The organism is Pseudonocardia kongjuensis, assembly GCF_039526905.1.
Lineage (GTDB): Bacteria > Actinomycetota > Actinomycetes > Mycobacteriales > Pseudonocardiaceae > Pseudonocardia > Pseudonocardia kongjuensis.
The window spans coordinates 177,476-190,034 of record NZ_BAAAJK010000008.1 but is presented as its reverse complement, the minus strand read 5'-3'; the positions used below and the strand labels follow the sequence as shown (position 1 = coordinate 190,034).

Sequence of the window (12,559 nt, the reverse complement as noted above, 5' to 3'; positions counted from 1 at the left end):
GGTGACGGTCCTCCACCGTCCGCCCGGTCGCAGTGGTCGGCGCCGGCGCACGAGCTTGATCGCCTGGGCGGCGTGCGGGAAGAACTCCCCGTCCAGGTCGGGGCATGGTTGCAGGCTGACCACGCTGATGGTGCGGGTCTCGACCCGGCCGTGGCCGCGAGCCTGCTCCCGGGCGGCGACCCCGATGTCGGTCCAGGGCAGCGACCGGATTCGCGCGAGCAGTCGCGGCTGGTTGGCCTTGATCGTCATCAGGTAGTGCCCGCCGCGGGCGTGCAGGTAGTCGGCGTGGCCGCGGTGGGTGTGCAGCGCGTCGGCGGTGACCAGCACGCCGGACAGGTCGAGCTCGTCGAGCAGTGTGGTGAACGCGGCGATCTCGCTGCTCTGGTGCTCGACCTGGGTCTGTCCGAGCACGGCGCCGCTGTGCTGGTCGAGCACCGACACCAGATGCGGCAGGTAGATCCCGCCGTCTGCTGCGGTGCGGACGTGGGCGCCGCGCAGGGTCTTGCCGTCCAGGGCGAGCACACGACGCTGTTCTCGACGCGGGGTTGGTCCCCGCCGGTGTCGGTTGGGCCTCGAGCTGGGCGAGCGCCCAGGAGCGCAACGCCGCCTCCAGGGCCGTGGGGTCGACCTTCTGCAGGACGCGCCGCAACGTCGACTCGTGGGGCACCACCGCGCCTACGCCGAGCGCGGCCAGCACAGCGTGCCCGGCGTCGTGGGCGTACTCGGCCACTGCGGCGAACGACCGCGCTCCCGACAACACGGCGCAGGCCCCGAGCAGCAACACCGCGAGCACGCCATGGCGCACACCTCGCGCCTGGCGCGGATCCGGGACCTGCGACAGAGCTTCTACCAGCGACAACACCACGACCGGAGCTAGATGATCGGCGGCCGCGGCGGTGATCACCTCATCGAGGTCGACCTCCGCCTGGTCCAGGGCAGCAACGATCGGCGACACTGACAACGCGGGCACGGGCTTCCTGACGTGATCAAGGACTTAGACACCCTCATGATCACGCCGGGCCCGTGCCCGCCCTCACGTCTACACCCGCGTGTCGCCGCAGGTCAGCAGCCACTCATCGCGACTTTGCCGGAGCCCTGGGCCGAGAGGTAGGAGTCGCGGGTTCGGGCCGCGGACCAAGCGCACTGGACGAGGATGTCGGTCAGCCACACGTCTCCTTTGGTGGTCTTGCCGGAGCCGCGTTTGCCGCCGGTGATGTTGTTGCCCGGCGCGAGGCCGGCCCAGGAGGCCAGGTGCGCGGCGGTGGGGAAGCGGGACATGTCGACGCCGATCTCGGCGATGATGGTTTCGGCGGCCCGTTTCCCGACCCCGGTGATGGTGTCGAGCCGGTCACGGGCCCGGCCGAAAGGGAGGCCGACCTGTTCGCCGGAGCTGCTGGCGAACAGGGTGTCCACGCGGTCGTCGAGCCGGGCGATCGTGGCTTCCAGCTGTGCGGTGTGCTCGAGCGCGAGCCCGATCAACAGCGCGTGGTGGTCGCTGAACCGGCCTCGCAACGCCTGGCGCAGTGCGGGGATCTTGCGACGCAGCGTGCCCTTGGCCATCTCGGCCAACACGTGCGGATCCCGTTCACCGGCCACGAGCGCGGCGAGCATGGCCCGCCCGGAGACTCCGAGGACGTCGGAGGCCACCGAGTCGAGCTTGATCCCGGCGTCTTCGAGGGTCTTCTGGATGCGCTGGCATTCGCTGGTGTGAGCCTGGATCATCCGCTTGCGATACCGGGTCAGATCCCGCAGCTCGCGGACCTGTCTGGGTGGGACGAAGCTGCCGCGCAGCAGCCCGTGCTCGAGCAACTCGGCCAGCCACTCGGCGTCGAGCACGTCGGACTTGCGGCCGGGCAGGATCTTCACATGGTGGGCGTTGACCAGCATCAACTCCCAGCCCGTGGCCTCGGTGTGGTTTTCGAGCAGGTACCAGACCGGTTTCCAGTACGACCCGGTCGCCTCCATCACCACCGCGGTCACCCCCTGCTCGGTGAACCAGTCGATCATCGCCTCCAACGAGGCGGTGAACGTGGTGAAGGTGCGGGTCTGCTTGACCCGCCCAGCACCGCCGGGTTTCGACGTTCGGACGCAGGCCACGACCTCGTCCTTGCCGATATCGATCCCCGCGCACCGCTCGACCAGCGTGTCCATCCGTGGCCTCCTCGCCCCGATCCCGGACAGGGTGGGGCCGGCAGGGCCAACCGATCAACGACGCTGTGAAGCGTGCACAGAGCAACAATTCGAGGTGCCGGGAAGGCCCCTGGCATCAGTCTCTGACACAGGCTCTCGCGCACCAAGCAAGAACGAGCTCAGCCGACCCCGCACCGATTCTCATCCTTCAAGGCGGCAAGCGATAGCGGCCATGGGGTCTCTGACGGACGAGGAGGGCAACGGCCCCACAGTCGAGCAGGTGTGCGGGTACAACGCCATCGCTACCGAGCCGAGGACGGTGGAACGGTTGAGCCGTGCGGCTCGCCCGAGGGTGACGGCATATTGCGGGATGAACCGGACGTAACGGCACGTAGATCGCACACGAGCACGGGCGCACGGGACCCAGGGAGGCCAAGGTGACCATCCACGTGCGCAGGAATCGATGGACCACGATCGCTACGAAGATCGGTGGTGCTAGCGACTTACGACTCTACTGGTTGGTTGAGACAGGCAGGAGATGCTCGTGGCGTCGAATCGGTTTGGTCCCTTGGTGGGGCAGATTCACGAAGAGGAATAGCGCATACATGTTTCTATCGACTATCCAGATAAAGTCACCGGTTGACACGAAGGCAGTATCGTCTTTCCGGAGTCAGGACATCTCGCAGTTTCCGGGATTTTGACAGGAGCAGTCATGAGTGACGATCTAAGGCATGAAGGCAGCTTCGGTGACCTCAGGGCGAAGCTAGATGAAATAGGGGCAGGCCCCGTTCGGCGGCTTGTGTTTCCAACTGAAGCGTTGAAGCCAAAGAAGAAGATTCGGCGAATCTGTGGCAAGAGAGCGTGTTTGGTTTGGTACAAGACCGGCCCCGGTCGATGGAAGTGGGACATCTACCCAAAATAGTCCTTAGTTCTCGACTGTCCGAGGTGCCCGCATCACGCCTTCTCAACCATCACCGGCTATGCCCGAGATCGCTGCCGATAATCAGGCCGGCCAGATCCAGGCTATGACGGCTCTTCCGGAAACGGAGTGCAGGTGAGGGTGTGGCCGGGCCCGGGACTGGGGTCGTGTCGCTGCGGTGAGGCGGGCCCCGAGAAGTTGATGATGCAGGTTCCTACGCCAGCACCGTCAAGCGTCCCGGGGACCCGATGCCGCAGCCTACGTCGCCGCCTGCCCAGATCGTGGCCGACACGATCATCCGGACCGTCGAGCTGGGGGTGCGGATCACCGACGCCGCCCTGGACGGCGACACCACCGTGCTGTGGTGCGAGCTGCTCACCGACGGGCCCGGGGTGTGTCCGGGCTGCGGGCTGGTCGGGGTCTACCGCGACACCGTGGAGCGCCGCGTCACCGACGTCCCGGTCGTGGGGCATCCGCTGCAGCTGCGGGTCCGGGTGCCGCGCTACCGGTGTGTCCACGACGGCTGCGTCCGCGAGGTCTTCGCCCACGACAGCCGCCGGCTGGCCCGCCCGGGGTGGACGACCACTCGACGCTGCGCGGCCTACGTGCTGGGGCGCCTGGCGGTGGACAAGGCCACCGTGTCCGCGGTCGCCCGCGAGCTAGGCCGGTCGTGGGACACCGTGAACAGCATCGCCGTCACCGCCACCGAGCAGTTGCTGCTCACCGCCGGTCCGGCCCGTCTCGACGGGGTGCGGGTGATCGGGGTCGACGAGCACAAGTGGGCTCACGTGTTCGGCGCCGACGGCGACGGGTTCGTCACCGTGATCACCGATCTCACCGCCGTCGTCGCAGGTCACGGTCCGGCACGGCTGCTCGACCTGGTGGCGGGCCGCTCAGCGGCGGCGATGACGACCTGGCTCGACGCCCGCGACCAGGCGTTCCGCGACGGCGTCCGGATCGTGGCGATGGACGGGTTCGGCGGCTACAAGAACGCCGCCACCACCGCACTGCCGGACGCGGTCACGGTGATGGACCCCTTCCATGTGGTCGCGCTGGCCGGGCACAAGCTCGACCTGTGCCGCCAGCGGGTCCAGCAGGACACCCTCGGCCACCGCGGCCGCACCGGTGACCCGCTCTATCGAGAGCGCCGCACCCTACGGACCCGGCTCGGGCTGCTCACCGACAAGCAGAGAACCAGGCTCGAGGCGGTGTTCGCCGGCGACCAGCACGTCGCGGTCGAGGTCACCTGGTGGGCGTATCAGCAGATCATCGCCGCCTACGCCACCACCGACCGCAGGCGCGGCAAGACCGAGCTCGCCTCGGTGATCGACCGGCTCCGCGGAGAGCTCCCGGCCGGGCTCGCCGAGCTCGCGACCCTCGGCCGGACGCTGCACCGGCGCCGCGAGGACGTGCTGGCCTACTTCGACCACCGCGCCTCGAACGGCCCGACCGAGGCCATCAACGGCCGCCTCGAAGCCCTCCGCCGCAACGCCCTCGGCTTCCGCAACCTGATCAACTACCGCATCAGATCGCTGCTGCACTGCGGAGCCCTTGCACTCTAGATCCGGAAGAGCCGCTATGACTCACTGGCAATCCAATGATTGGTCCGTGGGCTCGATGCGTTGAGCTACGGACAACAGCACCCACGTCACGGGGATAGTGAGGTCGACTTCCTCTCCGTCAAGACCGCAGGCTGATCAGCTGATCGGTAGGCCGCGGACGAGCCTCGCTGCATGGCACAGCCATCGTGCTCGTTGCTCTGTCGTCGAGCCGGAGATCGGTCCGGCCAGCATCCGCCGCACCTCGGCTCCGCTGAGGTAGCCACCGACGCAGCGTCGCCAGATCAGGTCGAGGGGATCGCCGAACACCTCGGCCTCACGTGCAGGATCTGTGTCGCCGGTGTTGAGGACGACGAGTCTGCGCAGCGTCAGCAGAGGTGCCGGCTCCCCGGCCGCGTCGTCGAGGCGATACACCACTCCGGGCACCAGTACCCGGTCCATCCAGCCGGCCATGATCGCGGGCGGTTTCCCCCACCAGTTCGGGTGCACCACTATCAGGGTGTGGGCCTCGCATAGCTCAAGGCGGTGTTGCGCGGTCAGCTCATCGGCGCCGGCGCTCAACGCGGCCGTGCCCTCGGAGCGCGTGGTGTCGAGCCCCTCGACGCGCTGCACCGGGTCGAAACCCTCCTGGTGCAGATCGTGCACGACCACGTCATGACGCACCTCGCGCAACGCGTCGGCCGCGGCCTCGGCGAGGGCGTGTGAGAAGCTCCCAGGCCGCGGGTGAGCCAGGATGACCAGTGACCGGCGCACGCAGTGAAGCCTACGGGCAGGCCACAGGCGCTCCGCCCCGGAGGCCAGGCCATCGCGGTCGGCGTCCAAGACGAGCCTCGCCTTCAGCTGGTGCGGCGCGGCGGCCGCCGCGCCGAGGTAGTCGCGTCGTCCCACCCTGGACCGGGAACGGGACGGTGCGCGACAGATGTCGGCCGAGGAGGATGTCTTGTCAGCGACAGTTGTCTCGGCGACAGGCGCGGGCACTGAGCCGCTCGGATGTGCCCTGATCGGGTTAGGGTGATCCCAGAATCCGAGGAAAGCTCGAGGCACGTGGCTGGAGATGCCGGACCGACCCGGTGTGCGGAACCCCCGCCCCGAGCTCGCGCCCGTCGCCGTTTCCTCTCCGGGCGTGTGCCGGGGCGTGTTCTTGCGCTGCTGATCGTCGTCGAGGTGTCGGCGCTCCTGCTCCTTGCCGCTGATCTGTTCTGGGGCATCTCCCCCACCGGTGATCGGGCGTTGTGGGGCACCGCGGCGGGGATCGCGGCGGCCGCGGCCGCCCATACCGAGCTGTCGCTGCGTGTGGAGCGGTTGCGGCGGCGGATCGCCGAGACCAGGCACGTCGACACGTCCTCGGTGTGGACGTTCGCGGCGGCGCTGGCGCTGCCGCCGCTGTTGGCCGTAGCGACGGTGGTGGCGATCTACGGCCACCTGTTCCTGCGGGTGTTTCGTCCGGCCGGGACGCCGCTGTACCGGCAGGTCTACTCGACCTCGACCGTGGTCGTGGCGGTGTATGCGGTGGCGGCGGTGCGGGCGCTGTTCGGCAGCGGCACCGACTACGGCTCAGTGCCCGGTGTGGTGGCGTTGGCGTGCTCGTTGACGGTCTACACGGTGCTCAACATCCTGCTCGTGGTCGCGGCGATCCGGCTGTCCCGGCCGGGCTCGCGGTTCTGGGCGATTGTGGCCGGCGGGGAGAGCGCGCTGGAGCTGGCGACGTTGTGCCTGGGTGGGCTGGTGGCTGCGGTGATCCTGCCGTTGAGCTGGCTGCTGCTGATCCTGCTGTTGCCGCTGTTGGTCCTGCTGGAGCAGACGACGTTGATCCGGGTCCTGGAGAAGCAGGCGAGCACCGACACCAAGACCGGGCTGCTCAACGCCGCCGCGTGGCGTGAACGCGCCCGCGAGCTCCTTGAGACCTGCCTCGGGCGGCGGACCACCGCCGGGGTGTTGATCCTGGATTTAGATCACTTCAAGGAGGTCAACGACCAACACGGCCACCTCGCGGGTGACGCGGTGCTGGAGGAGATGGCGGGGCTGCTGACCGCGGAGATGCGCGACGGGGACGTCGTGGGACGGTTCGGCGGCGAGGAGTTCGTCGCTGCCGTGAGCACGATGAAGACCGACCAGGGTGGCGGGGTCGCGGCAGTGCACGAGCTGGGCGAGCGGATCCGCCAGCGCGTCGAAGCGATGTCGGTGGAGGTAGCGTCGCCGCGGGAGCCCACCGTGATCACCGAGCTGAGCGTGTCGGTCGGGGCCGCGGTCTCCCCCGGTGCGGGTATGGGGGTCGATGCTCTGCTGGCGGCTGCGGACGAGGCCCTGTACGCGGCGAAGCGGGCGGGGCGCAACCGGGTGCGGGTCCGGACCACGCCGGTCTCGTCGACGCCGCCGCCTGGTGCGGATCAGTGAACGCGGTGGGCACGGCGTCAGGTCGGTTGCGGTGTGCGGGCTGAGGGGTGGTGAACTGGGCGGGTGCGCGCTGAGCAGCCGCCGGGGCGGTCCCGGCAGGCCTACCCGGGTGTGGTCTCGCAGTTCGCCGACACCCTGGAGTCCGGGCCGGTGCGCAGGGCCTACTGGCAGGTTCTCGCGACATTCGGCCGGTGGACGGCGCGGGAGGGCGTCGATCCGCTGTTCGCGCCACCGGCTGCGGTGACAGCGTTCCTCGCCCACCGAGCCGGGGCCGGTCGGGCTGGGCAGGATCGGACCGCTCTCGAGGCCTTCTTCGGTTTCGTCGTCGCGCAGGGTCTGCGCCCTGCCTCTCCGGTGGTGGCGGTCGAGGACGGTTCGAGTGCGGGCGCGCCGCCGGCGCTCGACGAGCTGCTGTGGGTGATCGACGCCGCCGAGGCACAGGACCCCACCACCCATACCGTCGTTCTCGCCCTGGTCGCGGGCGGGTTCGGACTCGACGAGCTGCTCAGCGTGGATGTCGAGCACTTGGAGCGCAGCCACGGAGTCGCCCTGGTGCGTTTGCCCCGGCGGTGGGGCCGGCGTTCGGTGATCCCGCTGACCGACCGGGTCGAGGCCGCGGTGCTCGGGTGCGTCGCGGGGCGTAGCACCGGGGCGCTGCTGGTCGACCCGGACGGGTCTCGCCTGACCCGATCCGCAGCGACCCGGATCGTCTCCGACGTCGCTGGGAGGGCCGGAGTGGACGGATCACTCACACCTTCAGACCTGGAGCGCAGCTTCGTGGAGCTCGCCGTGGCCGCCGGAGTCACCGGTGGAGCACTGCGCAGCGCCCTGGGCGATGTCGAACACCGCCTGGACCAGCACCGCCAGCACGCCGTCTTCGCGGTGGAGCACCATCTCGCGGTGCGGCGCGCGGAGCTCGATGACCGGTGACCGGTGACCGGGGCGAGCATCTGGCGCTGTCGGCAGGACTGCGTTTGGTCGATCCGCGGGTGGTGTGCTGTATTCGTGTGGTCAAGGTCCGTCAGGACGGTCGCCCGGCCTCATCGGGTGCGGAGGCGCAGCACGTGTCGGAACCGGCGCACGACCGCGTGAGCCAGCGAGCCCGCGGCGAGGTCAGGTGGTGGGGTGTGGCGCTGCCCCGCGCGGGACAGCTGATCGTGGCCGACCCCCGGCTTCCATCGGCCCAGGTCCTGGCTGTGCTCTCCGACGTGCGCGATGGCGCGAGAGTGCGGCGCGCCTGGTCACGCTACGTCGGCCCGATGGCGGGGGCGGCTGGGGCGCTGCTGGTGGGCGTTGCGCTGGCCACGGCCTCGGATCGCACGAGGGCTGCAGCATTGGTGCTGGTCGCGTTGGTGTTCCTGTATTGGGCGTGCCGAACCAGCAGCCAGCTCCGGGCGCTGAACGCCCGTGGTCGGGATCGACTGGTGTTCGCCGTACGCGCGGCCGGGAACGAGCAGACCTGGGAGCTGGTGGATCACCTGGAGAACGTCGCAGGCCACGGCGCCAGTCACCGTTCCTCGGTGCGGGATCTGCTCTGGCACATGGTGCACCTTCCTCCCCACGACGACGGCGCGATCGCAGCACTGCTCGACCAGGCCCGATCGGGACAGCTGCGCAGCGGTGGTGACCTGCGCGAGGCCATCTTCTCCCTTCGCACGCGGGCGCAGCTGTCGTCGCAGAGCCCACGGTGCAGCGGCGCCCAACTCGCCCCGCTGTTCCGCTACGAGGCACGCGAGTAGAGGTTCGCGCGCTGGGCGCTCGCTCCGGGTGCGCTGTGCTCATGTGGGCTGCGGGTGCTCGTCGCCGCACACGGGTCGTGCCCAGAATTGCTGTTGCAGCCGGGGTTCGCGTCGCAGCACGGAGGCGATCTGCAGCTGGAACCGGGCCTCGCGGCTGAGCTCGCCCGCGGCGGGCGCTGCGTCGTCGAGGACACGGAACTCTCCTGCTGCTTGTCCCTGATCAGGTGTCTGCAACGCCCAGCTCAGCCAGCCGGCTTCGGCCAGCGCTGCTCGCCGCTGCGGCGAGGACCGAGGTCCGTGAGCCTCGGCGAAGTCGACGCTGGCGTCGAGCACCGCGATCGGAACGGTGCTCAGCAGCGTCCGGGTGACGTCCCAGATGACCACCAGGCGCGCGTAGAGCGCTTCCTGGGCCCCGTGCAGCGGTGAGGGAGGAGCGACTGCGGTCCTGCGTCCCCACTCCGGTACCGCGGCGACCAGGCGTCGTTCCCACCAGCCCAATCGCAGGTAGAGGAGGGTGTGCTCGAGGGCGCGGACGAGGGGGCGCGCGGGCCCTGCGAGCCGGGTGCCGATCAGCCCCAGCCCGAGCAGGGTGAGCGCAATGAACAGCACGGCGTCGGCGGCGAGGACCGTGCCGGGGGCGGCCCAGCCCGGGGGCAGCTGCAGCGCTGCGAGCACGGCGAGTGCCGCGAGGGCCAGTGCGGCGAGTACCGCGGCGGCCCGCAGGGTCGCGCGCAGGCAGCGGCTGGTGATGTAGCGCAGCAGTCGCCGGCCCACGACGATCAGGAGCGCGGCGCCGACCGTAGGCCACAGCACGCTGATGAAGGCCAGGATCGTCAGCTCCGGGCGCCCCGGTGCGCCGGCGCGCGAGAGCGGCTCCAACGCCCCGCCCGAGATCAGCAGGAGCTGCAGGATCACGATGCTGCCCGCGGCGGCGACCGGGGAGACCGCGCGCAGCCGCCGCGACACCGCGGTCACCGTGGTGAACAGCCCGGACCCGGCCAGACCCACCGCGATGAGGATCAGCGCAGCGTGGTGTTCACGCGCCACCGGCGGCGGCGTGGGCAGCGCGGTCAGCAGCGACGCTGCGCCGGCGAAGAAGGCAGCGACGCTGATCCCCACCGCGGGCCTGGTGCGGTTGCGCACCCCGAGCAGGGCGGCGGTGAGCAGCGCGGTAGCGGAGACGGAGCTGAGCAGCAGGTGGTGCATCGCGGCGGGAATCAGGTGAAGGCCGAGGCGAACTGGCGCGCGGCCGCGCGTACTTCACCGGTGGCCATCCACCGGTGCGAGCGGCGGCCGGGCCCGTTCCCGAGCAGGGCTGCGCCGAGCGCATCAGCCTCGGCCTCATCGCGGGCACCGTAGGTGGGATCGGTCCCCATCCATGCCGCCATCCGCTGCTGGGAGGTTGTGAGGCTGGTGGTCAGGCTGGGCCGGTACACCGGTGCCTTCGCCCGATGGCCGAACAACAGATGTCCCAGCTCGTGAGCGAGGTTGTGACGACGGGACAGATCACTCGCGGCGCCGGCGTAGAACACGTGCGCCGATCCCTCGTTCACCAGGCACAGCCCGCACATCTCCCGGGCCGCGGCGCCGAGGTCGACGGGGTAGAGGTGAATGGTCAGGCCCCGGGCCGCGCCGAGCCGCGCGGCGAAGTCTTCCAGGTCGACCTCCCCGGGCGGGGGCCGTAGCGCTTCGAGCTCCAGCGTTGCCCGCGCGCGCTCGACCAGCTGTGCCCAACTCGTGGTCGGTTCGGCGGGTCCGCCGCCGCGCCCTCGCACCGTCACGTCCTCCTCCCGAGTTGCTCGTGGTAGGGATACCGCATTCCCGCCTCCCCGGCGGTCCTTTCGCGGTGTGTCGGAGGCTCAGTCGGTGCTCGACCGGGTGTGATTTCATCTCCCGGTCCTGGCCGCGGTGGCGGCGGCTTCGGTGGTCACGGTGGTCGTGGCGATCCTGACGACGCCTCTGCCGGCGGCCTTGGCGGCCTGCAGCTCGTCGTCGGCCCGGGTGAGCAGGCTGTCCACTGTGTCTCCGCTGCCGGGCCAGGCGGCAGCTCCCACGCAGGCGGTGAGGGTCGGGGCAGCCGAGTGCTCCACGGCCAGGGCCGCGGAGAGGTCCAGCTCCTGGATCGCGGTGGTGATGCGGTCGGCCAGGGTGCGCAGGTCGGTCGGGTCGGCGGCCGAGGCGGCGATCACGAACTCCTCGCCGTCCATCCGGCCGACCAGATCCCCGTCCCGGACCACCGCGGACAGCCGTCGGACCACCTCGTCGAGGACGTGGTCGCCGCCTTGCACCCCGCACTCCTCGTTGATGCGGCGGAAGTCGTCGAGATCGACGGCCAGGATCCCGAACGGTGTGCCGCGCCGCCGGGCCCGCTGCAGCTCACCGGCGGCCCCGCGATGCCACGCGCCCGGCGAGAGCAATCCTCCTTCGTCATCGCCCATCCCGACCGTGGAGACCAGGACGACCTTGGTCAGTAGCCACAGTGTGGGGATCAGCAGCACAGCCAGCCACGGTGATGGGGAGACCAGCAGGAACGCCAGGGTCGCACCGATGCACAGCTGGGAGATCTCGAACCCGTGCTGGCGCAGATCGGTGAACATCGCCCGCGCGGCGAGAGGACTCGCCACGGAGGCCACGATGCCTGCGACGAGTCCCGCCTGGACCGCGGTGTAGACGACGATGGTGGCCAACACCGCGACGATCGGCACCACGCTCGCAGCCCCCTGGGTCAGATCCAGCCCGAGCAGCTGCGCGGTGTGTCCGGCGGCGGTGCCGGCCAGAGTCACGGTCGCGGCGGTGAACACCGTCCGGAACACCGGTCCCCGCTCCCGGGGTAGCCGAGGCCGGTCGATGCGCAGGATCCGGTAGCCATAGATCGCGGCCACCACCCCGGCCACCAGCACCGGGGGGAACAGCAGCGCAGCGGTGACCGTGTAGACCGAGTTGGTCACCAGGTGCCCGGTGTCGCTGCTGCGCTCCCTCCTGATCGTGGCCCGCCGGTAGCCCCGCTCGGCCGACAACGCCGCTTCGTGCTGGACCAGGCAGACCGCCACCAGCAGCGCCGCGAGGCCGAGCTGGTGGGCGGTCACCTCGGCCGGCGCCGCGACCACGGCGGCGACGGTGAGCGCCTCGACCAGCAGGATGTAGGTCAAGGCCGGCCGCGGGAGGGCGAGCAGGGGGAATCGCGCGCTGCGGAGCGCGGCGGCTGTGCTCGTCCCGGTCATCGACACCTCCTCCTGGTCGGGCTGCGCGGTGGGGTGCGGGCGTGCTACCGCGGTTGTCGGCCGTGCGTGGGGGTAGCGGTCCCGGGCTCGGCCGCCAGGACCGCCTCAGCGAAGGTGACCGAGATCAGCAGGAAGTCCTCGAGGGTGCCGCTGACCTGGCTGCCGTGCCCGCCACCGAACCGGTAGACCGCGGGCGGGCGGCCGAGTGCGGTCAGCTTCTCGGCGTAGGCGTCGATCTGCTGGATCGGGATCCGGAAGTCGTTCTCCCCGGCGATGATCGCGACGGGAGCCCGAACATGGTCGGCGACCGCGAGCGGCGAGGCCGCGGTATAGCGCTCGGGCACCTCGTCGGGGCTGCCCCCGAACAGGGCGCGTGCCATGGCCCGCAACGGTTCCTGGCCCAGCTCGTACGACATGGCGTGATCGGTGACCGGCACCACCGCGACGCCGCCGCGCCAGCGCTGCGGCTGTAGCCCCAACGCCAGCAGTGTCAGGTAGCCGCCCCACGACGAGCCCGCGAGCACGCACTCGGCCGGGTCGGCCAGACCGGTGCCGACGGCCCAGTCGTGGACGGCGGCGAGGTCTTCGAGCTCGGTG

Annotated in this window: 11 protein-coding genes and 1 pseudogene; 4 read left to right on the top strand and 8 right to left on the bottom strand. The window is 70.3% G+C overall.

All coding sequences use genetic code 11. The annotated features are described in order from the left end of the window. From ABD160_RS13390 to ABD160_RS13385, 3 genes and pseudogenes are all read right to left on the bottom strand, one after another. Positions 1–522, bottom strand: a 522-nt coding sequence (locus ABD160_RS13390) for an ISAs1 family transposase (protein ID WP_344022093.1), incomplete at its 3' end; no start/stop codon positions are given. A gap of 76 nt (positions 523–598) precedes the next feature. Further along, positions 599–862: pseudogene (locus ABD160_RS33330) on the bottom strand (transposase family protein); the annotation flags it as partial. A 200-nt stretch (positions 863–1,062) separates the two neighbouring features. After that, complete coding sequence (locus ABD160_RS13385; protein WP_344022091.1) at positions 1,063–2,151, bottom strand: IS110 family RNA-guided transposase; 1,089 nt, start codon at positions 2,149–2,151, stop codon at positions 1,063–1,065. Positions 2,152–3,297: 1,146 nt separating this feature from the next. Here ABD160_RS13385 and ABD160_RS13380 point away from each other — a divergent pair. Next, positions 3,298–4,611, top strand: coding sequence for an ISL3 family transposase (locus ABD160_RS13380; protein ID WP_344022089.1), 1,314 nt, complete (start codon positions 3,298–3,300; stop codon positions 4,609–4,611). Between the two features lie 135 nt (positions 4,612–4,746). Here ABD160_RS13380 and ABD160_RS13375 read toward each other — a convergent pair whose 3' ends face one another. Continuing rightward, positions 4,747–5,361 carry an NAD(P)H-dependent oxidoreductase gene (locus ABD160_RS13375; protein WP_344022087.1) on the bottom strand — a complete coding sequence of 205 codons (615 nt, stop codon included), beginning with the start codon at positions 5,359–5,361 and terminating at the stop codon, positions 4,747–4,749. 411 nt (positions 5,362–5,772) lie between these two features. On the opposite strand from ABD160_RS13375, the gene ABD160_RS13370 reads away from it, so the two are divergent. The 3 genes from ABD160_RS13370 (at position 5,773) to ABD160_RS13360 (ending at position 8,741) form a co-directional block, all read left to right on the top strand. Then, positions 5,773–7,002, top strand: a complete 1,230-nt coding sequence (locus tag ABD160_RS13370; protein ID WP_344022085.1) for a GGDEF domain-containing protein — start codon at positions 5,773–5,775, stop codon at positions 7,000–7,002. Between the two features lie 111 nt (positions 7,003–7,113). Further along, entirely contained in the window at positions 7,114–7,932 is an 819-nt protein-coding gene (locus tag ABD160_RS13365; protein WP_344022083.1) for a tyrosine-type recombinase/integrase, read from the top strand. Then, positions 7,929–8,741 (top strand): hypothetical protein, encoded by an 813-nt coding sequence (locus tag ABD160_RS13360; protein ID WP_344022081.1) that lies wholly within the window; start codon positions 7,929–7,931, stop codon positions 8,739–8,741. The genes ABD160_RS13365 and ABD160_RS13360 overlap by 4 nt, the downstream gene beginning before the upstream one ends. Before the next feature lie 39 nt (positions 8,742–8,780). Here ABD160_RS13360 and ABD160_RS13355 read toward each other — a convergent pair whose 3' ends face one another. The 4 genes from ABD160_RS13355 to ABD160_RS13340 form a co-directional block, all read right to left on the bottom strand. Next, positions 8,781–9,947, bottom strand: a complete 1,167-nt coding sequence (locus ABD160_RS13355; RefSeq protein ID WP_344022079.1) for a hypothetical protein — start codon at positions 9,945–9,947, stop codon at positions 8,781–8,783. A gap of 11 nt (positions 9,948–9,958) precedes the next feature. Then, complete coding sequence (locus ABD160_RS13350) at positions 9,959–10,522, bottom strand: ImmA/IrrE family metallo-endopeptidase (RefSeq protein ID WP_344022077.1); 564 nt, start codon at positions 10,520–10,522, stop codon at positions 9,959–9,961. Between the two features lie 105 nt (positions 10,523–10,627). Then, positions 10,628–11,962: a GGDEF domain-containing protein gene (locus ABD160_RS13345; protein ID WP_344022075.1), complete on the bottom strand. Its 1,335-nt coding sequence runs from the start codon at positions 11,960–11,962 to the stop codon at positions 10,628–10,630. Between the two features lie 44 nt (positions 11,963–12,006). Continuing rightward, a partial coding sequence (locus ABD160_RS13340) for an alpha/beta hydrolase family protein (RefSeq protein WP_344022073.1) occupies positions 12,007–12,559 on the bottom strand: 553 nt, incomplete at its 5' end.